This is a genomic window from Campylobacter concisus (genome assembly GCF_003048775.2).
Taxonomy (GTDB): domain Bacteria; phylum Campylobacterota; class Campylobacteria; order Campylobacterales; family Campylobacteraceae; genus Campylobacter_A; species Campylobacter_A concisus_I.
Window position 1 is genome coordinate 1,359,717 of sequence record NZ_CP049272.1, and the last position, 24,942, is coordinate 1,384,658.

Genomic DNA, 24,942 nt, shown 5'->3' on the forward strand with positions numbered 1-24,942 from the left:
TAATACGAAAAAATTTATATCATTTTGCTTAAAAGTGTTTAAGGATCGGCACTGAATGTTGTAATTTAAAAAAATTTATATTAACATAAGCCATTTATCTTAATTTGAAAGGAAATTTATGAGCTTTGGGTCTTATTTAGCCATCGCCATCTATTTTGGCTTTTTGCTCTTTATCGGACGATATTTCTACGATAAAAACGCAAGTATGAACGAGTATCTGCTAGATAACCGTCGAATGGGTCCAGTAGTTACTGCACTTAGTGCTGGTGCTTCTGATATGAGTGGTTGGATGCTACTTGGCGTGCCCGGAGCCTTATACGCAACTGGTATAGCAAATGTGTGGATGATAATTGGTCTTATCATTGGAGCTTACTGCAACTATCTATTTTTAGCAAAGAGGCTTAGAATTTATACTGAAGTTGCGAGTGATAGCATCACAATACCAGACTTTTTAGAAAATCGCTTTAAAGATAGGACTAAAATTTTAAGAATCATCTCTGGTCTTATCATTTTAATCTTTTTCACACTTTATGTAAGTAGCGGCATCATCGCTGGTGGAAAGACATTTGAGAGCTTTTTTGGTTTAAAATTTGCCTACGGAGCGATCTTTACACTTGTTATTGTGGTCTTTTACACATTTTTTGGTGGATTTAAAGCAGTTAGTATAACTGACGCATTTCAGGGGCTTTTGATGTTTTGTGTCCTAGTCTCGATCCCAGTCGTGGCATATCTAAATTTAGACTTGCCAAGCGATACAAATTTACTAAAAGAGATAAGCAAGCTTGATGCAAACCACCTAAATCCATTTAGAGATCAAACTTTTTGGGGAATTTTAGGACTTATGGCTTGGGGATTTGGCTATTTTGGTCAGCCACACATCATTGTTAGATTTATGGCGATACGCGATTCAAAAGAGCTTGCTAAAGCAAGAAGGATCGGCATTGGTTGGATGAGTATTGGGTTGCTTGGTGCGATTATGAGCGGACTTATTGGCTTTGTCTACTTTAGTCAAAGAGGCGGGCTTAACGATCCTGAAACGGTGTTTTTAAAGCTTGGTGAGCTACTTTTCCCACCATTTTTTATAGGCATTATCATCTCAGCTGTGCTTTCAGCGATAATGAGTACTATCTCAAGTCAGCTTTTAGTTACATCTAGCTCGGTAACAAAGGACTTTATCTTTGCATTCTATAAAAAAGAGATTAGTCAAAATACACAAACAGCGATCAGTCGCTATGCTGTCGTAGTAGTGGCCATAGTTGCTACTATACTTGCCTTTATCTCGACAGATAATGTTCTAAACGTCGTTGGCAACGCTTGGGCTGGATTTGGTGCGAGCTTTGGACCGGTACTACTTTTTAGCCTTTACTGGAAGCGCATGAGCGCACTTGGAGCATTAGCTGGTATGATAGCTGGAGGTGCGACCGTAATATTTTGGATCACGTCAGGGCTAAACGCTTATGTTTATGAAATTTTACCTGGCATCATAGCGTCTTGCATAGCGATCATTAGCGTAAGTATCTGGGGCGATGCGATAAATAAAATGACGAGCGAACCTCACGAGCAAGTTATAAAAGATGAATTTGAAAAGATGAAAACAAGGCTTTAAGCCTTATCTTATAAGAAATTCCTAGTATCTTGTGCTAGGAATTTCTGCTAATTTTCTCTTAAAATTTTAATCCCTTTTTTAGTTTTCTTATCAAAAATCTAGCTGGATGAAGCTCATGAAATAGCGATCTTTCTATGCAAAGTGGGCGAGCAAGCACAAGATCCATTATCAAATTTGCTCCAAGTATCGCTGTGCCAAGGCCACGTGAGCCGTGAGCAAAATTTACAAAGACATTTTTTTCGTAGCTTGCTTTTGGATTGTTATCTTTATTTTTGCTCCAAAATAGCCCTTTGTAGTTTTGTTTATAAAATTCCTCATCATGCAAAGCACCAATTATCGGAAATCTATCTCCACTATAGCTTCTATATCCCACACGTGAGCTGATAATTGTTGCTTTTTTGATATCAAAAAACTCGCTTACATCGCTTAAATTTTTAGCATTATCCTCAACTTTAGCCGTATCGCAAATTTCATTTCTGGCATAAGTTGCACCGATAACTTGTACGCCTTTGACGGCTGGGCAGATATAGCCTTTTGCACTTAGTGGCAGGGCATTTTTTAGCACTGGTTTTAGGTGCGTGACTTGACCTCGGACACTGCTTATTTGCATGTCGTAGCCATTAAAAATTTCACTACTCTTGCTACCAGTACAAAAGACCAAAATATCAGTTTCTAAATTTTTACCGTTTTTAAAATTAACACTGATTTTGCCGTTTTGTAGATGCGCCCTGATCTCATACTCGTGATTTAATAAAATTTCAAAACTGCCTGATAAAAATTTACAAATTTCTCTTGGTCTAGCGTATGCGCCATCTTTTATAAATATGCCAGGATATGGTTTTAAGTTCTCATCGAATTTAAAAATATCCTCTGCATTTTGATCCTGCCATGAGGCGTACCTTTTAACGAGCTCATCATCAAATGCGTAGTCGATGCAGCCGTTAAATTTGATAAGGCTTTTTGGCAAAGTTGCCTTGTAAAATCTCACTGCTTGCAAAAATGCGTTTAAATGCATGCGGCCTAAATTTACCCCAGGCTTCGTAACTAATGGCATCAAAGCACCACAGTGATTGCCTGAGCCATTTGTAGCCACTTCACCCTTTGCCTCGGCGATCACCACTTTAAAGCCATTTTTGGCTAGCTCGCCAGCTGTTGCAAGTCCAGCCACTCCTGCTCCTATGATGAGCGCTGTTTTGCCTTTTACGCTAGAGGCTGGCTCGCATCTCGCAAACCAAGCATCTTTTAAATTTTTATCTTTTTTCTCTAGCACGGCGCTACTCATCTGGCGTTTTCTAGCGTATCCCTCTTTTAGGCTTAGCAAAAAGCCAGCACCCTTTAGCCCGTCTTTTACTATTTTTGCACACGAGTAGGTTCTAGCAATCGTGCCAACCTTGCTTAGTCTTGCGATCTGCCTAAAAATTTCTTCGCTCCAGATCGAGCCATTTTTACTTGGAGCAAAGCCGTCTAGAAACCAGATGTCAGCGCTAAAATCAAGCTCAGGTAAAATTTCTTTAGCCTCGCCGTAGCAAAGATCAAGTGTGATATTTGGACCAAAATTTATGCGGTGTATGCCCTCAATAAGAGGTGGATAGAGCGAAACTAGCTTTTTGGCATAAGCTTTAAAAATGCCTAAATTTTCATAAATTTTTAAAAGATCATCTTTTTTAATAGGGGTTTTTTCGATGCTAACAAAGTGAAGTTTTTTAGAACTATTTTTAAATTTCTTAAAAAGTGTGAAGAAATTTAGCCCGGCACCAAATCCTGTCTCAGCGATGACGAAGCTATCTTTACTCTGCCAAATTTCATCAAGTGCGCTTGCAAAGACAAATTCACTCTCAAGCCAAGGTTTGTCGGTATTAAAATAGATATCGCCAAACTCCTCATTAAATGGAATTTGCCCTTTAAAGCTTAAATTTGCATTTTTCATCTATTTTTTGCAAAATATCCGTCAATGCCGTTTGCAATGCCATTTGCAAGAGCGTTTTGATAGGCATCATTAAAGAGCTTTTCACCCTCGACTGGATGCGTGATATAGCCGATCTCAACAAGAACTGCTGGCATAAGAGCGCCTACAAGCACCCAAAACGGTGCCTCTCTCACACTGCCATCACTTGCAGCATAGACCTTTCTAGCACTTGCTAAAATTTCTTTTTGGATATCGATGCCAAGCTTGTTTGACGCGATGATCTTCTCGCGGTTTAGCACGTTTAGAAACGTCTGCTGTGAAAAGTAATTCATCTCTTCGATATCTGATTTGTTCTCAAGCGCGGCCGCGTTTTTACTACGTTCACTTCTTGCAGGCGATAAGAAAAATGTCTCAATGCCGTGCATGCTCTTTGCCTTTGTGGCATTTGGAGCGGCATTTGCGTGAATGGAAACAAATAGATCAGCCATCTTATCATTTGCAAATTTTGTTCTTGTTCTTAAATTTATAAAGACATCGGTTGACCTGGTAAAAAAGACCTTGTAGCCACGCGCTTTTAGTATGTCGCCAAGCTTTTTGGCTACACCTAAAACGGCTGTTTTTTCTTGCAGTTTGCCATTTACCGCGCCAGGGTCTGTGCCGCCATGACCCGGATCGATGACGATCGTTTTGTTGCGTGAAAATTTACCAGTCGCAACTGGTGGCAAAGGTGCTGTCACTGGCTCACTTTGTGCAGGCTGCGGCTTTAAATTTGGCTCAGGCTCTTTGTGTGGCACTTCTTCATTTTTATTTTTAGTTTTATGAAGTGGTGCTTTTACATTTTCGTTTGAGATAAAATTTTGAGCGCTGATTACAAGCAGATCGCCTGTCGCATTTGCTTTTATAGTCTTTTGGACCTTATCAGAAAAAATAACTCTAACAGTATTTTTATCATACTGCGAGATGTGAATGTAATCAGATATAAAATTTTTATAAGTTAGCGGATTACCATTTAATCTACCATCGATATCCATAATGTTTTTATATGTATTTTGTTGCTTTAAAAAGGATGTTTTTAGTTTTGCAGTATCGATTTTTGTATTAAACTTAAGTACTAAAGTGTCATTTACCTTGGTTGCACTAAGCAGCGTCAAAGTAGCAGTACTAGGCGTACTGGCGCTCTTTATGCCATTTAGTGCATTTAGATCTTTTATATACCCACTTGAATCAAAACCAAGCGATTTCGAGCTGGTTATGAGTCTTGTGAGCGCTTGTCTTTTTATATTTTTATCGTTTTTTATGATCGCGTCGACATAGATGTCTTTTATATCGTTGTGAAATTTGATCTTTGCACTTCTGCTTGAGCTAGCAAAATTTTTATCAAATTTTGCAAATATCTCTGAATTTGTTGCAGCAAAAAGAAAATTACAAACAATAAAAAAGAGTATTATCGCTCGTTTCATTCACCATGTACCAGCTTGTGCATTAGCTCTTTTACGCTTATTAGCTCTTTTAGTTTATATCCGTTTGCTCCAGTGAAAAATAACCCAGTCTCTTTTTTGCCGCTAAATGAGTCAAATAGCCTATCAGCGATGCAATATCCAACCTCTTTAGCTCCTTTGCCCCTTTGACAAGGGCTCACACAGTTGCTTATACACTGGATCTTTGGTCCCATCCTTTTTTCTACCAAATTTATCAAATTTGTTCTAATCCCACGAGCCGGATAGCCAACTGGGCTTTTTATAAGCTCAATGTCTTTTTCCTCGGCTGCTAGTATCACTTCTTTAAAGCCAATATCCGCGTCACACTCATGAGTGCCGATGAAGCGTGTACCCATCTGAACGCCGTCTGCGCCTAGCGATATTGCTTTTTCGATATCATTTTTATCCCAAATTCCACCGGCTGCGATGAGCGGAAAGTCGCCCCACTCTTTTATCTCGGCCTTTACTTGTGGAATTAGATTAAATAGCGAAAACTCAGGATCAAGGCACTGCTCGTAAGTAAAGCCCTGATGTCCGCCGCTTAGTGGTCCTTCAAGCACGACAGCATCTGGTAAGCGGTCATATCTTTGTAGCCAACGTTTACAGATGATCTTTAGTGCTTTTGCACTTGAGATAATAGGAACTAGTGCAACCTCTTTAAAATTTTGTGTAAATTCTGGCAAATTCGTAGGTAGTCCAGCACCTGATACGATGATATTTATACCGGCTTCACAAGCGTCTTTTACCACTCTTGCGTAATCATTTGCAGCATACATTATATTTACGCCAAGTGGCAAATCTCCACAAATTTTTCGTGCATTCTCAATAATTGCTCTAAGACCTCTTGTTGAGTAGAAATTCTCACTTCCAAATGGCTTTGCATTTAGCTCTTTGTTTATAAATTTACGATTTTCATAATATCCTGTGCCAACTGAGCTGATTATTCCAAGACCGCCTTCTAGGCTGACATTGCCAGCTAGTTTGTCCCAGCTGATACCAAGTCCCATGCCGCCTTGAAATATCGGATACTTTATCTCATATTTTCCTATTTTTAATGGCTTTAACTCCATCTATTCAACCTTTACTTTTGCAAATTTACGCTTACCGACTTGCAAGATATATTCACCTGCTTCTAATTTTAATTGCTCATCACTAATCTTTTCTTGATTAATGCTAACTGCATTTGCCTTTATGTCGCGTCTTGCTTGAGAATTTGACTCACTTAGCTCACACTGCGATAAAGCTTCCACTATCCACGCTGGTGCTTTTAGGCTAAATTCTTTTATATCAGTTGGGAGCTGATTTTGAGAGTGGACACTATTAAACTCAGCCATCGCAGCCTTTGCAGCCTCCTCGCCGTGATACCTTGCTGTTATCTCGTACGCAAGGTCCTCTTTTGCTTTTTTTGGATGATACTTGCCGTTTTTTACGTCATTCATTAAATTTTCTATCTCGCCAAGGCTTTTTGTGCTTAAAAGTTCGTACCAACGCCACATTAGCTCATCGCTTATACTAAGCGTTTTTGCAAACATATCATTTGCATTTTCAGTTACGCCGATATAATTTCCAAGACTTTTGCTCATCTTATTTACACCATCAAGCCCCTCAAGAAGTGGCATCATGATAACAGCTTGCTCTTTGCCAACATTATATGTCCGCTGTAAGGTTCTACCCATTAGAAGGTTAAATTTCTGATCCGTACCGCCCATCTCGATGTCGCACTTCATCGCAACGCTATCATAACCTTGAAGAAGCGGATACATAAATTCACAAATTGAAATTGGACTGCCAGATTTTATCCTTTTTTCAAAGTCGTCACGCTCTAGCATTCTAGCGACTGAAAATGTGCTAGTTAGCTCTATCATTCCAGCAGCTCCAAGCTCATTTGACCATTTTGAGTTAAACATTATCAAGGTCTTTTTTGGATCTAAAATTTTAAAAACTTGCTCCTCGTAAGTCTTGGCATTTTTTAAAACCGTCTCTTGATCTAGCTTCTTTCTGGTAGCTGATTTGCCGGTTGGATCGCCTATTTGAGCAGTGAAGTCGCCTATCAAAAACTGTACGATCGCGCCATGTTTTTGAAGTAGTGCCATCTTGCTTAAAACGACTGTGTGACCTAAGTGAAGGTCTGGAGCAGTTGGGTCAAAGCCAGCCTTTACATAGAAATTTTCACCTTTTTCATAATAGTTTTTTATTAAATTCTCAACTCTTTCAAAGTCAATAATCTCGGCGACACCGCGTTTTATCTCTTGTAAAATTTCAGCTATATCTTGCATTATCTTTCTCCTAGTTATGGTATGGATCGCTTTGCGAAACGAAATCTATAATCTTATATCTATCTTTGATCTTCTCTCTTAGCTCGTTTGCATCGATATTTTCGGCTATCTCAACACTTATTTCAAATGTATCGCCACTAAGGTCATTTGCTTCATTTAGCGAGATTGTAGCCAAATTTACATCTAGTCTAGCAAGATATGTTAAAAATTCAGCCAACGCGCCTTTTCGGTTCTCAAGATTTAATAAAATTTTATATCTATGTGGGGCATTTCTAGTCCATTTGACAAAGATGATTTCATTGCCCTTATCCATAAGCTTTCCAGCACGCTCACAAAGTTTGTGGTGCACTGTCACATTGTGCCCATTTTTAAAGCCAACTATACTATCGCCTCTTTTTGGATTACAACAATAGTCAAACTCGACATTTGAAATTTTATGATTTGAATAGATTACAATATTTTCAAATTTTTGCTTTTTAACCTGATATTTGTCGCCCAAAGAGATCATAAAAGGACGCTCTTTTTTTATATACTTTTTAAGCATATTTACGACCTCTTGCAAAAATTCGCTTTCAGTTGCAGCACGAAAAACTTTTTTGCCTAAATTTTCATGCTCTATCCAGTCTAAAATTCTATCTTTTGAAACGCCAAAAACCGACTTTAAAATATCAACTGCAATTTTATAATTTATATCTTTTATCTTTTGCTTGCAGTATGTTCTTATTGTAGCCCTTGCTTTACCAGTTCGAACGCTATTTATCCATGAACAGCGAAATTTTGCCTCCTCGCCAGTTACAATCCTTACAATATCACCGTTTTTTAGCTCTGTTAAAAGTGGCATCCTGACGCGATTTATATAAGCTTCTTTTGCGTAAAGTCCGATCTCTGTGTGAATCTCATAAGCATAATCAAGTGCAGTAGCCCCGCGTGGAAGTGTAAAAACCTCACCTTTTGGCGAATAGACCGCAATATCTTCTATATAAAGACTATCTTTTGCATATTCATAAAGCTCTTCGACGTTACTTTCAGCTTCATTGTTTTGCATACCAATGTCGTTTAGCCAGTCAAGTTTTGGATTAAGTAAACTGCCCTCGCCATTTTTGTATTTCCAGTGAGCTGCGACACCGTATTCGGCGGTTTTGTGCATATCGTAAGTACGAACTTGTGCCTCAAAAATACTCTTATTATCAAAAATAGTTGTATGTATCGTTTGATAGCCATTTTGCTTTGGAAGCGCAATATAATCCTTAAATCTCGAAATAAGAGGATTAAAATTTATATGCAAATTTCCAAGCGCAAGGTAGCAATCAAGCGGCTTTTGCACAAGAATTCTAATGGCGAGCAAATCAAGCACCTCTTCAATCGAAATGCCTTTTCTTTGCATTTTTAAATAGATTGAGTAGTAATGCTTTATACGTTTTTGTATCTCAAAAGTGCCCTCAATAAAGCCGTTTTCAAGCAAAATTTGATTTACTTTTTCGTAAAAAGCATTTAGCTTAAGGCTAAGCTGCTGCTTATTTTTATTTAAAAAGCTATCGATCTTGGCGTATTCTTCTGGCATCGCATATTTAAAGCTTAGATCCTCAAGTATGTTTTTAATCGATGAAATTCCAAGCCTATGAGCGATCGGAGCGTAGACCATAACCGTCTCTTCAGCAATACGTTTTTGTTTTTCTACTTTTAATGCATCAAGGGTTAGCATATTATGAAGCCTATCACAAAGCTTAACCACAAGAACTCTAACATCTTCTATGGAGATTAAAAGCATTTTTCTAAAAGTTAGTGCCGAGCTTGCTAGTTTTTCGTTACTACTTGAGCTTGCAAGCTTGTTTTCTCTTATAGCAACTATCTTTGTAAGCCCCTCAACCAGCTTTGCCACTTCATCGCCAAATTCAGCCTGAACTTCGCTCAGTGTAACTTCAGTATCTTCAACTACATCGTGAAGTAGTGCAGCTATGACCATACTCTCATCTCCACCCATATTTGCTACTATTGATGCTACTAAGATAGGATGGATTGCGTATGGCTCGCCACTTTTGCGGTATTGACCAGCATGAGATGTGACACAGCTATCTATAGCTTTGTCTAATTTCTCGCTTCGTTCGCAAAGAGAAAAGAGCAGCGTTATAGCTTCTGAAACATTTTTACAAGGTAAAATTTGTTCTATTAGCTGCTCTAAAAAAAGACTATTTTCCTTCAACTATTGCCTCTAAGCCTATTTTGCCCTCAGCTACTTCAAGTAGCGCAATGTCAGCAAATTTCATCTTTGAAGTATCAGCATTAACAAGAGTTTGAGCTCCGTTTGCCAGTGCTTCTGCGCGCTTTGCTACGATAAGTGAAAGTTTATATCTATCATCACCAACTTGCTTTAACGCTCTTGCTGTTATTTGTTCTGTTCTCATATTTATCCTTTTTAAAATTTATTTTACTACTGAGTATAGGGCTGCTTCTTCTTCATTTATTATTTTTAATAAATTTCCAGCCTTAAACATATTACAAACCAAAATCGGCAGTGAGTTATCTTTTGCTAAAGCTATGGCAGTATCGTCCATAACCTTGATATCATCACTCATCGCCTTTTCGTAGTTTAGTGATTTTAGAAGTTTTGCATCTTTGAATTTTTTAGGGTCTTTATCATAAACGCCATCAACTTTTGTCGCTTTTATGATCATATCTGAGCCGATCTCAATAGCTCTTAAAGTTGCTGCTGTATCAGTTGTAAAGAAAGGATTGCCGGTACCTGCAGCAAAGATGACAACTTTGCCTTTTTCCAAATGGCGCTGCGCACGTCCAACGATGAAAGTCTCACAGATCGCCTCCATCTTGATCGCGCTTTGCACTCTTACCTCTAGCCCGCTTCGCTCTAAAGCTTCACGCATCGCGATTGAGTTTATTACAGTTGCTAGCATGCCCATGTGATCGCCACTCGTTCGTTTAATGATACCATCTTTTGCGGCACTCACACCGCGTATAATGTTGCCACCACCTATCACGATGCCAACCTCGATACCATTTTCGACAAGCTCTTTTATCTCATTTGCTATAAATTTAAGCACCGCCGTATCTATGCCAAAACCATTCTCTCCCGCTAAAGCTTCGCCTGAAAATTTAACCAATACGCGTTTTCTTTTACTCATTGTCTTGCTCCTTAAAATTCACGCATTTTAGCCAAAAAGGCTTTAAATTTAGTTAATAGCACTTGCAAGGCGGCTATTTTGAGATCATCTCAAGTGGATCAATGTGGTAGTTTCTTTGCGTCACTTCAAAGGTTAGATCATTTCTAACTCGGCCTATAACGTAGCCTTTTTGCACAACTGAGCCGACTTTTACAGTCGGTGCGATCTGGCTTAGGTGAGCATAGATCGTGTGGATGCCATTTTCGTTTTCTATAATGACAACATTTTCAAGCATCGGAGTTGCTTTTGCAAAGACCACTTTGCCATTTAGCACGCTTTTGACCTTGGCATCTGGTGTGGTTGAGCGAAGCGTGACTGACTCGTTAAAAATTTTTATGTTATATATTGGATCTACGTAATTTCCAAATTTTTGCTTTACGGTGTAGCTATCAAGAGGAGCGATTGTCTTTGCACCTGAATATTTTTTGACCGAGCTTGTTTGATAGCCTCCACTCATTGGCTGGCTTTTTTCGCCTTTTTTACCACCTTTGCTTGCAGCTACTTTTTCTTGTTTTTCTCTAGCAGCACGTGCGGCTTCATCTTCTTGTTTTTGCATGATAGCGAGCTGCTCTAGCGTCTTTCTTAGCTCATCTTGCTGGGCTTGAAGCTTGGCTAGCTTTTTGCTATAAATTTCTTTATCTCGTTTTAGTCCGTTTATAGTATTTTTTTGCGTACTTTCTAAATTTTGCAAGTCACTTTGCTTGCGTCTATAGTTTTTGATGCTTGAGTTTATCTCATTTATCTTATTTGATTTACTTTTTATCTTTTCGATTGTATCTTCATAGTTTTGACTAAGTCTTTTAAAATCCTCTTTTGCAATGGCATTTAGTTTGGTTAAAATTTGAGATGAGATGATACTCTCCTCGCTTTGCTTGCCCTCGGTTGCAGACATCAAAAGATCAAACGATAAATCTTCTGCGATGATCCTTATCATGTTTTGCTCAAGCTCCTTTTGAGTGCGTTCTAGCTCTTTGTTTTGCTTAGTTAGATCATCAAGCTCGATAAGGGATTTTGAAGCATTTGTTTCAAGGACTGAAATTTGATCCTTTAAATTTGTGATATCGCCACTTATACCACGAAGTTTTTTCTCGCCATTTACAATATCACCAGCCAAATCATCTAACTTTTTACTAAGCTGCTCGCTCATCGCCTGACTCGATCTTAGCGAGTTTTTGGAGTCTTTGATCTTCTCTTTGGTATTTGACGCAAAAGCTAAGCTAAAAGCTAGCAAAAATATAAAAATTCCTTTTCTCATATCGTGCTTTTTCTAGCCTTACTCATCACTAAACTAACGGCAAAAATGCTTAAAAACATAGCCACGCCAAATAAAATAAAAACATCCCTTGAAGGATCAAGGCTAGGCAAAACCACATCGATGCTTACGGCATTTTCTCTAAAAATTTCAATACTAGGCAAGAAAAAGAAAAATGCTCCAACAACGATGGTCGCAACTATGCTATCAACCATGGCTGATTTATAGAGCATGGCTGATTTTAGCCAAAATGGTGCTCCAAAAAGCGTCATGATCTCGATGCGCTCTCTATGCTCAAATAGCCAAATTTTAGCCTGCTTAAGCATGAGCATGAGTCCAACCACACAAAGTATCGCCATAAAAGCATACGATATACTTTTGGCTAAATTTAGCATTTTAAAGACCTTGTCATGGGTCTTTGAAAATGTCTCGACCTTTGTGATGCCATCAAATTTTAAAAGTTTTTGCTTTAGATCATCCATGTACTGCGGTGTCGGAAATTCGCTAAGTTTTAGTGAGTAAAATTTTGGCAGTGCATTTTGAAGGATGGATAAATTTTTAGCCGAGATGTCGTTTGATAGGCGATCTATTATCTTTTGCGGGCTTAGTGGCTCTACACTTGCTAGAGTGCTAACCACTGGCTTTAGCACTGGTTCGCTTAGCTCTTTGTTTGAGACAACCACGATGTTGTAGTCATTTCCCATGAGTCTTTCATAATCTCTCACAATCTTATCGGCAGTTAGGCTAAACTGCACGGAGAACAAAAGAGCGATTAGCGGCAGGATGAATCCAAGATGATTTTTAAGCGATCTCATGCACGCCTCCATTTTCTATGACGAAGTGACGGTATGGGATACGAAGCGTTGAGGGAATGTGATGAGTCACCACAACGACGCTTGTGCCTAAAAATTCCCTAGCTGATTTTAAAAGCGACCAGATGACGTCGCTCGAGTATTCGTCTAAATTTCCAGTTGGCTCGTCGCATAAGAGCAAATTTGGATTGTGCGCTAGAGCCCTTGCCATCGCTACTCTTTGCTGCTCACCACCGCTTAGCTCACGAGGATATTTATCGGCTTTATGAAGCATATTTACATGTTTTAAAAGCTTTGCTACTTGCTTTTTACTCACATTTTGATTGATGCCTTTGATGATGAGGGGTAACATGACGTTTCTTTCCACATTCCATTCATTTATCAAGCGATAATTTTGAAATATAATGCCAACTCGCTGCCTAAGCTCACAAAGTCTTTTATCATCGATGTCGTCCATTTGAGTCATGCAGACATTTAGCTCTCCAGCAAGAGGTGAAATTTCTCCGTAAAATGATTTTAAAAGCGTACTTTTTCCACTTCCACTCTTGCCTGTTATAAAAACAAAATCATTTGCATAAATATCTAAATTGACGCTATTAATTACAATTTCATCGCGTTCATAAGCTAGGCTCAAATTTCTTGCACTAATTATCTCTTGCATCAGCCAAATACTCCTTCAAAAGCTTGTGTGCAGCTAAATTCTCACGAATTAAGATCGGTTTTTTTATAAAATATTCGCTTTTTTCATCGCTTATTTTGATAAAACATTGCTCAGGTTTATTAAACGCTCCAAAAGCAACTTTTAGCAAAATTTCATCTTCGTTTATAGTGTAAATTTCTTCGAAATGTAAAAAATAATCCTCTTTTTTGATGATAAAATTTTTAAAATTTTTAATAATATTTTTTACGCTTGTCTTTTCTTTAAAGCTAAAATCCCCAGCTAAAACACTCTCACCACTTTCAATCTCACAAGTATAAATGACGTCATAAATATCCTTATCTTGACGTCTCCAGCGATCTTCATACTTACTAGTTACTTCTAAATTTCTATTTTTGAAAGCTTCTATTTTTGAGTTTGTAGGCTCTAAAAATTTACTCAAGCTAAAGTCGCAATACTCCTTGCTATCAGTCCTTAGCTCAAATTTGCCGCCTACTTTTAGTATCCTCTCGCACTCAAGCGCAAATGCCGATGAGACCACACGTCTATGCTCTGCTTTATCCCACGGCACTGGAAAGTGTAAAAATACTCTATCAACTAAATTTGAGCCAATAAGCGAGAGTAAAAGTCTTGCGTCAGTATTGATTAGACGTACGTTTTCTAGGCCATTTGCCCTAGCTAGCTTTGCTACTTGCTCGATGCTTGGCTTATAGACTTCTATTCCGATAACTAGGGCATTTGGATTGTTTTTAGCTTGATAAAGCAAGTGCCTGCCAGAACCAAAGCCGATCTCGATAAAAATCTCTTTAAATTTATCTTTTAGCTCGCAAAAAGCTGGCACAAACTCTTCAAGACTTAAAATTTCACTCACTTTTTTGGTCAAATTTGTCTTTTTCACGGCAAATGCTTGACTGATGATGTCGTTACAACTTTGCTCTTTAAAAAGCTCAAGTGCTTCTTGTAAAAGACCGACTTTAGCAGGCTTTGTAAGCTTTTCTCCCTTTACGACGATGCCGCTTTTACCGGATTTTACGACTAGAAAAAAGCTCTCTTCTTCATTTTTTGTGTAGATGAGCCTCTCGTTTCGGCCATTTGCCTGCCAAAGAAATTTGACTTTGTCATTACCAAATGGAAATGAAAGCTCTTTTAAAGACGAAGCAATGAAATTTGGCATTATTTTATGCTAACTTCTGCTTTTGATGACTTATCAGAGGCGATGCCGTACTCATCGATAGCTACGACGCTGTAAGAATAGCTAGCTCCTTTTTGTACGCTATCATCTCTAAGTCCAGTACCATCTATGCCACTAAAAATTTTCTCACTTGCGCCACTTCTATAAACAGTGTACGAACTAGCTCTATCAACTACACTCCAATTTACATTTACTCCGCTACCATCGTAGCTAGCACTAATATTTGGAGTCTTTGGCGCACCAAGTGTTATCCCCACGATTGGCTCTTCTTGTTTTAAGCTCTCAAGGCCGTCTTTATCGACTGCTGTGACTCTGTAATACCTCGTAGCTGCATTTGTATTTATGAGATCTTCATAGGTGTTGCTAGTCGTTTTTGCCAGATATGTGTAAGGCAAAATTTTACTCACTGTCCTATAAACCTTAAAATAAGCAAAATCCTCAGCCGGCGCGTAATCCCAAGTTAAAATTATCTTTTTTGGTGCATTTTTTGTTGCCTGAAGGTTTGTTACTGATTTAGGGTAACTCCTTTGTCGTTGCACTGATATTTTGGCTTGGTTTTGAGACAACACCTGAAGAAGTTTTAACTAAAATTCTATATTCATAAGACTTACCAGGCTTTACCTCAGTGTCGATATATTCAGCATTTAGTCTGCCATTTACCTCTGCGATTTGGCTAAATTTATTAGCTCCTGCATCACTTCTTTGAATAATATAGCTTGCCACGGTGCTATCAGGATGCGGTCTCCAGATCACTTTTACACGTCCTGGAAGCCCTGTAATAGCTTGCGAAAACGGTACTGAGTCAAGCAGTGGCTTTGTAGTTGCTGTTGCGATCGTGCCCGGTTGAGAGATGGCGTTACTTGAGTAGGTTCTCATTTGGTATGAGTAAGTTGTCTCTGGAGCTAGATTGCGGTCCACATAGTGCGTAGCAAAGCGGTCTTTGATGTCTGCAACTAGCTGCATTTTTGAGTTTGCGTCATTTGGATTTGAGCGGTAAAGATAGTAGCCAACGACGCTCTCATCGGTCACTGGATTCCACTCGAAGCCAACTTCTGTCATATCTGAAATAGTTTTTAAACTTGTAATCGTAGGCAGTGACATACTTTGCTGAGTCGGTACGCTAGAGCCGCATCCCGCTAAGAAAGCTGCTAAAAATGGTGTCAATATGCGTAGGGCAAATTTTTTCATCAAAAATCTCCTTGGGAATTTTTTTGTAAATTATCTGGTTAAAGTCATCATACGTTTTTGCGGTAAATTCTACCCTTTTGCCAGTTCTTGGATGGATAAAATAAAGCATATAAGCGTGAAGCATAACCCTGCTTATTTTATCGCCTTGGCTCTTAAATCCGTATAAATCATCGCCTAAAATATGGCGGTTTATGCTAGATAGGTGCACTCTTATCTGATGAGTCCTGCCTGTGAAAAGTTTTGCTGCTATTAAATTTATGCCATTTTCGCTTAGTAAATTTACAAAGGCACTTTTTGCAAATTTAGCGTCCGCAACGATCGCTTTTTTTAGGCGGTTGTTTGGATTTCTGCCGATTGGCTTTTCTATGATGACATCCTCTTTTAATGGCAGGTCGGTGAGCGCTAGATAAATTCGTCCCATGCTCTTATCGCTTAGCTGCTCGCTAAGTTTTGCGTGAGCGAAGTTATTTTTAGCAACGACGATAGCGCCACTCGTGCCCTTATCTAGTCGGTGGACGATGCCAGCTCTTACATCGCCATTTAAATTTGAGAGCATAAATCCTTTTTTATTTAGCCATTCAACAAGTGTCGCCTCTTTTACACTTGGAGCTTGGTGAACAACGATTTGTGGTGGTTTATTTAGCACTATGAGATCGTCATCTTCGTAGATAATAGGGATATCAAAATTTACTTCGTATTCGTTTTGTACCTCTTTTTTTGGGGCGAAATTTACACAAATTTCATCGTTTTCACTTAACAAAAAGCTTGGTTTTGAGATTGGTTTTAAATTTACGCTCACAAGAGAGTCTTTTATCAAATTTAAAGCTTGATTGCGTGAAATTTGAAGCTCATGTGCTACTGCTACGTCGAGTCTTGAGCTGTTTAAAACATTAAATTTAACCAAAATCAAAGCCTTGTTTGTGATATAATCTAGCCCAAAAATTAAGGTTTGCTTCTTGATAAAACTAGATCGGCGTATTTTAACACATTTTGATTTTATTCAGCCGTTTTTAATAATCCCAATTATCATAATTTCATACATCCTAGTTTCCGAAGCAAACGACATTTTAGCAAACAAACAGCTTGTGTATTTTGGTATAGGTTTTGCATCGTTTTGTGTAGCATTTTTACTGCCCATTAGACGTATCGACTGGATCATTCCGATGTTTTACTGGGTCTGTATCGTGCTACTTTTAAGTGTCGATCTCTTTGGCGTTAGCAAACTAGGAGCTAGGCGCTGGCTAGAAATTCCCTTCGTTCATTTCACGCTTCAGCCCTCAGAGCTCATGAAGCCAGCATTTTTGCTGATGTTAGCCTATCTCATTAAACAGCGTCCTCCAGAGGCTAATGGATACGGAGTAAAAGATTTTTTAAGACTTAGTTTTTATATACTTTTACCATTTGTGCTCATCATGAAAGAGCCTGATCTTGGCACTGCGCTAATACTCTTAATAGTTGGCTACACCATCCTTTTTGTAATCGGCGTAAATAAGAAAATTTGGATCACTATCATCCTTGCGATAGGCTTTTTGGCGCCGGTTTTGTATGAAAATTTACATGACTATCAAAAAAAGAGAATTCACGATTTCATCGCTGAAGAGCCAAGCTATCACGTCAAACAAAGCATCATCGCCATAGGTAGCGGCGGATTAAAGGGCAAGCCAAAGGACGAAGCAACGCAGACGCACTTTAAATTTTTGCCAATCGCCACTAGTGACTTTATCTTTGCCTACAATATCGAGCGTTTTGGCTTTTATGGTGGATTATTTTTGCTTGGACTTTATGGGGCACTTATAACACATCTTTTAAGTTTAAATTACGGTCTAAAAAACGACTATTTTACACAAGTTACCACCACGGGGATTGCTGCACTAATCTTCGTTTATGTGGGTGTAAATGTCTCGATGACGATCGGTTTTGCACCAGTTGTGGGCGTACCACTGCCATTTTTTAGTTACGGCGGAAGCAGCTTTGTTACATTTATGGTGCTTTTTGGAATTTTGCAAAATTTGCTAACTTTTAGATTTGATAGAACTTATAGCTTTATAAAAATTCACTTCTAAATTTTTCTCCGCAAATATCAAGCATATAGTTTTTGCTCTATCCTTCTTTGTGCTTTTTGATGCAAGAATTTATAGCATTTATAAGATATTTTATATCCTCTTTTGTATGCATATAGTGAATGCTAACACGTACCCAGCCAGGTTTTGCTTCAAAAATGGTATTATCTTTTAAATTAAGCAAATCATGTCCATACGGCCCAGCGCAATCACAGCCTGCACGCGTTTGTATACCAAAATCACTACTTAAACTAGCAGCAAAATCATAAGGCGAAATGCCTTTTACGTTAAATGCAAAAATAGGTAATCTGTCTAAATTTTCAGGGCAATAATTTATCACCTCATCTATCTTTTCTAGCTCTTTGCAAAACATCTCACCTAGCTCACATTCAGCTACTTTTATATTATTAAGTCCGATTTCGTTTCTTAGTTTATAGGCTAAATTTGCACGGATTAGCTGCATTATCGGTGGCGTGCCGCCCTCTTCTAAATTTTCAACTTCATTAGTAAAAACATGCGATGTCCTGCTTACGTACTTGACTGTGCCTCCAGCTGCAAATGTAGGCAAATTTTTACAAAGCTCTTTTTTGATAGCCAAAAGCCCACAACTCCCAACTCCACCAAGCAGCTTGTGAGGCGAGAGAAACAGTGCGTCAAAATATCTGCAATCAACATTTTCATAAGCACTAAGAGTGGCTGCATCAAGTGCCAAAATGCCATCATATTTTTTAATTAGCGAGTAAATTTTTTTATAATCAGTTTTAACGCCAGTAACGTTTGAAGCAGCACTAAAGCTAGCTATTATCTTTCTTTTTGCATTTTGCTTTAATGTATTCTCAAGCATCGCATAATCTATCTCATTGTTTTCATCAAGCTCTATGCGTTTTATATCACAAAGCCCTTCTCTTAAGCTAACTTCAACGGAGTGATGCTCATAAGGGCCAATGATCGCTAATGGCAAGTTTAATTTTCTTAAATTTGCTTCACCGATCAAAGCTCTTGTAGCTGGTGAGATATAAATTCCCATTATTTCCTGAAATTTCTTTATCGCAGCCGTTGCTCCTTGACCAGTCGCGATAAGATAAAAACTATCGTCAAGGCCCAATAAGCTTTTTAACTCAGCTCTTGCATTTTCATAGCATTTTTGCGTTAACACCGCGCTTGAACTACTATCTGAGTGAGTGTTTGCGTAGGTTTTTAAAAATTTTAAAATTTCATCTTCAATGGGCTTATAAGCAAGACCTGAAGCCGTGTAATCAAAATAGTAAAGGCCTTCTTTTAAAATGATATTTTTTCTTACTTCATCGATATTTAGCAATGTTTTCCTTTTATTTAAAGCAGGGATTATAATTAAATTTTCATAAAAAAGCTTGCAAAATAAGCATCTTTTAAAGCAATAAATTTCTTTGTAAATTTTCTATATTTTTCTTTATTGTGCCATCTTTATAGATAGCGGATATTAAGGCGATCATGTCTGGCTTTACTCTAGCGACGCTTGCAATGTTACTAGAATTTATGCCTCCTATGACACATACATTCATTCCCATTTCTTTTGCTTGTGATACAGTTTGAGCCTTGCAAAGTGGCGCATTTGGTTTTGTTGGACTTTTAAACATCGCTCCAAAAGCCACATAGCTAGCACCATTTTGTTTTGCCTTAGTAGCAAGCTCCAAGCTATCATAGCAGCTAACCCCCACGTAAGCGTCATCTCCTAAAATTTCAAACGCCTCTTTTATGCTCGCATCATCTTTTCCCAAATGCACAGACTTCGCCCCTATACGAGATGCAAATAAAACATCGTCATTTACGATAAATCTAGCCCCAAATTTCTCACATAAATTTAAAATTTCACTAGCCAGTCTCTCATTTTTAGGTATTTTTTTAGAGCGAAATTGAAAAAATTTCACCCCACACTCTAAAATTTCTTTAGTGTATTGCAAGGCTAAATTTTCAGGCATCAATACATCGTCGCTAATCGCGTAAATTTCAATCACTTATGCCAACTTTATGATTTAGTAGACGTTTGCCAAATTTTGTCGTAATTGCATTTTTAATAGCATTTAAAATGTATTTTTTGGCTAGTTTTATGGCCTCTTCTTTTGTGTGTCCATTTGCTAGCAAGCAGGCCAGCGCACTTGCAAAGCTACATCCAGCTCCGTGCATGATCTCTGGTTTTATTAGTGGCTCTTTAAATTTAAGCACGTCACCATTTTTTTTAAAAAGAGTATCTTCACAAATTTCTGCAACCGTGCTTCGCTTTAAGATCATATCGCAAGGTAAATTTTTGCTATCAAGTTCCAAAACTTTGGCTTCATCGATATTTGGCGTGATAATGTCTGCAAATTTAAAAAGCTCTTTTAAGCTTGCTATCGCATCATCCTCAAGAAGCTTTGAGCCTGATTTTGCTACGCAAACTGGATCTATTACTATTTTAATGCCTTGCTTATAAAATTTTTCAAGCCAAGCACCAACGCAAGATATAAGCTCTTTATTAAAAAGCATACCAACCTTTATGGCATCTATGTTTAGCTCCTCGTCTACCATTTTGATCTGCTCATTTAGATTTGTAACATTTGTAGCAAAGATATTGCTAACGCCATTTGTATTTTGTGCCGTAAGAGCCGTGATAGCCGTCGCTGCGTAGCAAGAAAATGCCTCGCATGTCTTAATATCAGCCTGTACGCCAGCGCCACCAACACTATCACTTCCTGCAATGATTAATATATTTTTCATCTATCTCCCTTGCAACCTGAAATTTTATCAACACTAAAAGGATCATCGACCTTCCAAATACTTGAATACTTCTTAATGCTATTTTTTAATGCATCTACTAAATAATCCACGTCTTGTAGCGTATGCGTATAGTGGAGTCCAGCCCTTACCCAGCCTGGCTTATGGGTAAATAGTGCATCTTCTTTTAAGTGAAGCAAATCATGTCCATATGGCCCAGCACAAGAACATCCTGCACGCGTTTGAATGCCATATTCTTTGCTTAAAACTTTAGCTAGTTCATAAGGCGAAACACCAGTCACATTAAAAGAAAATATCGGCAAACGCTTTATGTTATTTGTATGATAGCACGTAAGCTCAGGAATTTCTGCTAGTCTTTTCTCAAAATACTCTCCAAGCTCGCTCTCGTTTTCATATATTGTCCCAAATCCTATCTCATTTCTTAGCCTATAAGCCAAATTTGCCCTTATAAGTCCTAAAATAGGCGGAGTGCCAGCCTCTTCTAGCTGCTCACTATCTTTTACAAATATAGCGTAGTTTTTGCTGACATAACTTACCGTTCCACCACCAGCAAATGTCGGCTCATCTGAGTTTGCAAGTATCTTTTTTATAGCAAGAAGCCCACAACTTCCAACTCCACCAAGCAATTTATGAGGAGATAAAAAAAGAGCATCAAAATAGTCACAATCAATATTTCCATAAGCGCTAAAACTTGCAGCATCAAATGCCACAATGCCACCATAAGATTTTATAAGAGTGTAAATTTTGCGGTAGTCGCTCAAAATTCCAGTCACATTTGAAGCCACACTAAAAGTTGCAATGATCTCACGACCGACATTTATCCTTAAAATTTGCTCCAAATGGTTAAAGTCGATCCCTCCATTTTTATCAAGCCTGATACGCTCAACCTCACAAAGTGCTTGCCTAAAGCTTATCTCATTTGAATGATGCTCATAAGGGCCAAGCACTACAAGTGGAGAATTTTCATCTGGCTTTAGGGCATATCTTTTTTTAAGTGCTGGCGGTGCATAAATTCCTAAAATTTCTTGAAATTTCTTTATCGCACCGGTAGCTCCATTGCCACAAGCAAAAAGATAAAAACTATCATCAAGTCCTAGTAAGCTTTTTAATTCACGTCTTGAATCTTCATAAATTTGAGCGGTTTTATAGGCGTTTGATGAGCTGATAGAGTGCGTATTTGCATATGTTTGAAGTATTTTTGCCATCTCATCTTCGATAGGTTTATAAGCTAGCCCTGAAGCTGTAAAATCAAAATAATAAATGCCATTTTTTAAAATTATATTTTCTCTAATATGCTCTAAATTTACCAAATCACAACCCTTGTTTTTTGCGTAGCATTATAGATTACTTTAGCTAAAATATACTACAATGCCCAAATAAAGGAGCCGATATAAAAGCTTTAAAATCAACATTTGAGCGAATGAAACACCTTGATATAAATGAACTTATTAAATTTCATCTCGTCTTTGATGAGTTTGATTTAAAGCACTCATATTATGATGTTTTTGAAGCGATCGAGGCTGAAATTTTAAACAATTTCTTAGCCTTGATGCCAAGATTTTACTTCGAATCCGATACAAACGATGCTATAAAATCTGCCCTCATAAAACTCGCACGAAGCGATAGAAAAAAATTTAGCGTAAATAAAATTTTACCTCAAAGCCTAGCTAGCAAAGTCTACGCAAAGCTTTTTGAAAAGAATTTTTTACTGCTAGAAAAAAGTAGAGAAGTACTGCCAAAAAGATCAAAAAAACAAATGCTAAAAAAAGAAGAAAGGGGCTATAAAGTTGAAGATAAAATACATTTTAATAGCCATTTTTCAAGGTTTTGGTTTAGATTTATAGAGCCAAATTTAAGCTTACTAAAAGCTGGTAAAAATGATGAAATTTTAGCCATTATAAAAAAGGAATTTGACGAATATGCAAGCCTTGGATTTGAAATTTTGTGCGGTGAGCTCATGGCAAAAAAATTTATGATTAATGGCATATTTTTAAGTAGCTTTTGGAGCAGAAATATAGAGCTTGATATGCTATTAAATATAGGTGGCAAGATCATAGTCGGCGAGGCAAAATACAAAGAGAGAAAGGTTTGCAAAAACGTGCTAAATTTACTATTAAAAAAATGCGAAAAACTAAATATTAAGCCAGATATTATTGCTCTTTTTTCAAAGAGTGGATTTAGTAGCGAGCTAAGAAATTTAAAGGATGAAAGGCTAAAGCTTTATGAAATTAGCGATTTTGAGGAACTTTTAAAATGAACGAACACGATATCCAAGCTGGCTTAAAAAGCCTGATAGAGCAGACTTATCTGATAGAAAATGAATATAAAAATTTAACATCATCTTACGCAAGCTTGCAAAATTTCATTAAAGATATTGTAGAAATTTTGCCAAATGCTATCTGGGTGTTAGATGAAAATGATGAGATCTTTTTACAAAACTCAGAAGCAGTAAGGCTTGGTAAAATTTTTAAAGAGATACCAAAAAAAGAGGGCGAGATAAATGTAGATGGACAAATTTATCTTTTTAAAACAAGCTCTAAAGACAATAAACTAATAATCTCCGCAACAAATATAACAGTAGAAAAACGCACCGAGCGCCTTGCCTCTATGGGCCAAGTAGCAGCTCACCTAGCCCACGAGATCAGAAATCCAGTAGGCTCCATCTCGCTTTTAGCTTCAACTCTACTTAAAAGAGCTGATGAGCGCACAAAGCCTATCGTAAATCAAATACAAAAAGCTACATGGCGAGTCGAACGCATAATCAAAGCCACTCTACTTTTTACAAAGGGTCTTAACATAAATGCACAAATTTTTGACTTCTCGCAGCTTAAAAAAGAGTGCGAAGAGGCTATAAATTTTTACGACTATTCAAAGGATATTAAATTTAGCCTAGAATTTCCAGATGGCAAATATACGGGCGATCTTAATCTGCTAGCCATCGTCTTTCAAAATATTTTATTTAACGCCATTGATGCCATCGAAGAGAGCGATGATGATGAAGGAGAGATCATTTTAAGCTATGAAAAAACACCAAGTGAGCATAAATTTATCATTTATGATAGTGGTGAGCCTATCAAAGATAAAGCCATAGTCTTTGAGCCATTTAAAAGTAGCAAGCTAAAAGGAAACGGCCTTGGACTGCACCTTTGCTTGCAGATCATAGAGGCTCACAAAGGCAGTATCGAGATCACACTAAATCCAAAAACATTTTGCATAAATTTACCAATAAAGGAGAAAGAATGAACATACAAAACGAACTTGAGGCTTTTAAAAAATCTCTTCAAACGCTTGATCTGAGAGAAATTTCAAACAATGGAGCAAAAAACGTTGCATTTATCTGTATCGATATGATAGAAGCATTTGCTGGCAGTGGCGCGCTCGCTAGTCAAAGAGTAGCTGCTTTATCAAAAGGGATCGCAACACTTTTTGATAGAGCGTGGAAAGATTTTGGCTTTAGAAATTTTATCCTTATAGAAGATAGGCACACCAGTGATTCAAAAGAATTTGAGAACTTTTTGCCACATGCTATACTTGATACAAATGAGATAAAAACCGTAAAAGAGATAGAGAATCTAAGCTTTTTTAAAGAGTTCAAGACATTTTATAAAAACTCTTTAAGCATCGCATTTAATAAAGAATTTGAGAAATTTTTAGAGCAAAACCCACAAATTGATACTTTTGTTATTACCGGAGATTGCACTGATATGTGCGTTTATCAGTGCGTTAGTTATCTTAAACTACGAGCCAATGAATACAATAAAAAATCAAGAGTTATCGTGCCGTTTGATCTTACGCAAACATATGACATACCAGGACACAATGGCGATTTTTACCACGAGATGTTTTCTCTTCATATGAAGCTAGCACTTGGTGCTGATGTGGTAAAGAGTATTAAATTTTAAAGCTTACTTGAAATATTTATGAGCCTATTTAGCTCGTCAAATTTAAAGCTAAGCTCGTTTTTATTCGCTACGATCTCATTAGGACTTTCGCTAAATTTCATATCACAGCTTAGCAAAAGTCCTTTTATAAAGATTTTGTGATCTAGTTCGTAAGTGCTTAAACACTCATTTACTACGCTCAAAAGCTCATTTGCTAGCACTGGCTCTTCAAAGACCACATCTGATCTAAAAGCCACATACGCAGCTCCGCCCTCGTACTCTATCCTATAATAATTTTGTTCATCAAAAGCGGTGCAAAGAATCATACTAATCGTGTGACCATTAAAATTTTCATCTAGCTCAAATTGTGGCGTACTAAATGCACTAAGCCCAAATTTTTCGCCAAACTCACGTGCTTTATTTGCAAGCTCAAGTAACCTCTCATCAAAGCCATTTATATTTTCATAACCCCAAAGCCACGTATTTGACGAGAAGCTTTCAGAGCCAATAAACTGCATGTCAAACTCACGCCCATCAAAGTAAATTTTGCCACTATCAAAATCAACCTGCCAGTTGCTACCTTCAACAAGTAGCTTAAATGCACATTTTTGAAGTAATGTCGCTTTGCCAACACATGCGCTAAAAAGCTCGCTCCAGTTACTTTTATCTACGCCAAGCTTATCTAAAAACATCGCTTCTCCGGGTA

General features: G+C 37.8%; 24 protein-coding genes. 5 read left to right on the forward strand and 19 right to left on the reverse strand.

Translation table 11 applies throughout. The annotated features are described in order from the left end of the window. Window positions 1-118 precede the first annotated feature (118 nt). A complete protein-coding gene (gene putP, locus CVT17_RS06830; protein WP_103649160.1) occupies window positions 119-1,606 on the forward strand; it encodes a sodium/proline symporter PutP in 1,488 nt (495 codons plus the stop codon). A 58-nt stretch (window positions 1,607-1,664) separates the two neighbouring features. On the opposite strand, the gene mnmC is transcribed toward putP, so the two are convergent. From mnmC to CVT17_RS06900, 14 genes are all read right to left on the reverse strand, one after another. After that, window positions 1,665-3,533, reverse strand: a complete 1,869-nt coding sequence (gene mnmC / locus CVT17_RS06835; RefSeq protein ID WP_107858494.1) for a bifunctional tRNA (5-methylaminomethyl-2-thiouridine)(34)-methyltransferase MnmD/FAD-dependent 5-carboxymethylaminomethyl-2-thiouridine(34) oxidoreductase MnmC — start codon at window positions 3,531-3,533, stop codon at window positions 1,665-1,667. Continuing rightward, the gene (locus tag CVT17_RS06840; RefSeq protein WP_107770724.1) at window positions 3,530-4,972 is read right to left on the reverse strand and encodes an N-acetylmuramoyl-L-alanine amidase family protein; all 1,443 of its coding nucleotides are present in this window, start codon (window positions 4,970-4,972) and stop codon (window positions 3,530-3,532) included. The genes mnmC and CVT17_RS06840 overlap by 4 nt, the downstream gene beginning before the upstream one ends. Continuing rightward, a complete protein-coding gene (locus CVT17_RS06845; protein WP_021091713.1) occupies window positions 4,969-6,060 on the reverse strand; it encodes a nitronate monooxygenase in 1,092 nt (363 codons plus the stop codon). Before CVT17_RS06845 ends, CVT17_RS06840 begins: the two co-directional genes overlap by 4 nt. Next, window positions 6,061-7,266, reverse strand: a complete 1,206-nt coding sequence (tyrS, locus tag CVT17_RS06850; RefSeq protein ID WP_107858495.1) for a tyrosine--tRNA ligase — start codon at window positions 7,264-7,266, stop codon at window positions 6,061-6,063. It abuts the gene before it with no gap. A 10-nt stretch (window positions 7,267-7,276) separates the two neighbouring features. Continuing rightward, entirely contained in the window at window positions 7,277-9,466 is a 2,190-nt protein-coding gene (locus tag CVT17_RS06855; RefSeq protein WP_107858496.1) for a RelA/SpoT family protein, read from the reverse strand. Next, window positions 9,453-9,668 (reverse strand): DNA-directed RNA polymerase subunit omega, encoded by a 216-nt coding sequence (locus CVT17_RS06860; RefSeq protein WP_084041541.1) that lies wholly within the window; start codon window positions 9,666-9,668, stop codon window positions 9,453-9,455. Before CVT17_RS06860 ends, CVT17_RS06855 begins: the two co-directional genes overlap by 14 nt. Before the next feature lie 18 nt (window positions 9,669-9,686). Then, on the reverse strand, window positions 9,687-10,403 hold the full coding sequence (pyrH, locus tag CVT17_RS06865; RefSeq protein ID WP_107858497.1) for a UMP kinase: 717 nt from the start codon (window positions 10,401-10,403) through the stop codon (window positions 9,687-9,689). 73 nt (window positions 10,404-10,476) lie between these two features. After that, on the reverse strand, window positions 10,477-11,697 hold the full coding sequence (locus tag CVT17_RS06870; RefSeq protein ID WP_107858498.1) for a murein hydrolase activator EnvC family protein: 1,221 nt from the start codon (window positions 11,695-11,697) through the stop codon (window positions 10,477-10,479). Beyond that, window positions 11,694-12,509, reverse strand: coding sequence for an FtsX-like permease family protein (locus CVT17_RS06875; protein ID WP_107858499.1), 816 nt, complete (start codon window positions 12,507-12,509; stop codon window positions 11,694-11,696). Before CVT17_RS06875 ends, CVT17_RS06870 begins: the two co-directional genes overlap by 4 nt. Then, entirely contained in the window at window positions 12,496-13,167 is a 672-nt protein-coding gene (locus CVT17_RS06880; RefSeq protein WP_021091805.1) for a cell division ATP-binding protein FtsE, read from the reverse strand. Before CVT17_RS06880 ends, CVT17_RS06875 begins: the two co-directional genes overlap by 14 nt. After that, the gene (gene trmB / locus CVT17_RS06885) at window positions 13,151-14,338 is read right to left on the reverse strand and encodes a tRNA (guanosine(46)-N7)-methyltransferase TrmB (RefSeq protein ID WP_107770719.1); all 1,188 of its coding nucleotides are present in this window, start codon (window positions 14,336-14,338) and stop codon (window positions 13,151-13,153) included. Before trmB ends, CVT17_RS06880 begins: the two co-directional genes overlap by 17 nt. Further along, window positions 14,338-14,763 (reverse strand): hypothetical protein, encoded by a 426-nt coding sequence (locus tag CVT17_RS06890; protein ID WP_223154479.1) that lies wholly within the window; start codon window positions 14,761-14,763, stop codon window positions 14,338-14,340. Before CVT17_RS06890 ends, trmB begins: the two co-directional genes overlap by 1 nt. Before the next feature lie 106 nt (window positions 14,764-14,869). After that, on the reverse strand, window positions 14,870-15,544 hold the full coding sequence (locus tag CVT17_RS06895) for a fibronectin type III domain-containing protein (protein WP_167496279.1): 675 nt from the start codon (window positions 15,542-15,544) through the stop codon (window positions 14,870-14,872). Further along, the gene (locus CVT17_RS06900; RefSeq protein WP_107770718.1) at window positions 15,477-16,448 is read right to left on the reverse strand and encodes an RluA family pseudouridine synthase; all 972 of its coding nucleotides are present in this window, start codon (window positions 16,446-16,448) and stop codon (window positions 15,477-15,479) included. Before CVT17_RS06900 ends, CVT17_RS06895 begins: the two co-directional genes overlap by 68 nt. A 52-nt stretch (window positions 16,449-16,500) precedes the next feature. Here CVT17_RS06900 and CVT17_RS06905 point away from each other — a divergent pair, with 52 nt between their 5' ends. Continuing rightward, complete coding sequence (locus CVT17_RS06905) at window positions 16,501-17,607, forward strand: FtsW/RodA/SpoVE family cell cycle protein (RefSeq protein WP_087577608.1); 1,107 nt, start codon at window positions 16,501-16,503, stop codon at window positions 17,605-17,607. 37 nt (window positions 17,608-17,644) lie between these two features. Here the strand turns inward: CVT17_RS06905 and CVT17_RS06910 are convergent, their stop codons facing one another. The 4 genes from CVT17_RS06910 to CVT17_RS06925 form a co-directional block, all read right to left on the reverse strand. Beyond that, window positions 17,645-18,922 carry an aminotransferase class V-fold PLP-dependent enzyme gene (locus CVT17_RS06910; RefSeq protein WP_107770717.1) on the reverse strand — a complete coding sequence of 426 codons (1,278 nt, stop codon included), beginning with the start codon at window positions 18,920-18,922 and terminating at the stop codon, window positions 17,645-17,647. Window positions 18,923-18,992: 70 nt separating this feature from the next. Next, complete coding sequence (thiE, locus tag CVT17_RS06915) at window positions 18,993-19,598, reverse strand: thiamine phosphate synthase (RefSeq protein ID WP_107770716.1); 606 nt, start codon at window positions 19,596-19,598, stop codon at window positions 18,993-18,995. Continuing rightward, entirely contained in the window at window positions 19,591-20,337 is a 747-nt protein-coding gene (locus CVT17_RS06920; protein WP_107770715.1) for a hydroxymethylpyrimidine/phosphomethylpyrimidine kinase, read from the reverse strand. Before CVT17_RS06920 ends, thiE begins: the two co-directional genes overlap by 8 nt. Further along, a complete protein-coding gene (locus tag CVT17_RS06925) occupies window positions 20,334-21,665 on the reverse strand; it encodes an aminotransferase class V-fold PLP-dependent enzyme (RefSeq protein WP_107858500.1) in 1,332 nt (443 codons plus the stop codon). Before CVT17_RS06925 ends, CVT17_RS06920 begins: the two co-directional genes overlap by 4 nt. Before the next feature lie 110 nt (window positions 21,666-21,775). On the opposite strand from CVT17_RS06925, the gene CVT17_RS06930 reads away from it, so the two are divergent. From CVT17_RS06930 to CVT17_RS06940, 3 genes are read left to right on the forward strand one after another with little or no spacing between them, the layout of a single operon-like run. Beyond that, a complete protein-coding gene (locus CVT17_RS06930; RefSeq protein WP_107858501.1) occupies window positions 21,776-22,612 on the forward strand; it encodes a DUF234 domain-containing protein in 837 nt (278 codons plus the stop codon). Then, complete coding sequence (locus CVT17_RS06935) at window positions 22,609-23,598, forward strand: sensor histidine kinase (RefSeq protein WP_107858502.1); 990 nt, start codon at window positions 22,609-22,611, stop codon at window positions 23,596-23,598. Before CVT17_RS06930 ends, CVT17_RS06935 begins: the two co-directional genes overlap by 4 nt. Then, window positions 23,595-24,257: a cysteine hydrolase family protein gene (locus CVT17_RS06940; protein WP_107858503.1), complete on the forward strand. Its 663-nt coding sequence runs from the start codon at window positions 23,595-23,597 to the stop codon at window positions 24,255-24,257. The genes CVT17_RS06935 and CVT17_RS06940 overlap by 4 nt, the downstream gene beginning before the upstream one ends. On the opposite strand, the gene CVT17_RS06945 is transcribed toward CVT17_RS06940, so the two are convergent. After that, window positions 24,254-24,928: a DUF6882 domain-containing protein gene (locus CVT17_RS06945; RefSeq protein WP_107858504.1), complete on the reverse strand. Its 675-nt coding sequence runs from the start codon at window positions 24,926-24,928 to the stop codon at window positions 24,254-24,256. The genes CVT17_RS06940 and CVT17_RS06945 overlap by 4 nt on opposite strands. Window positions 24,929-24,942: the final 14 nt, after the last annotated feature.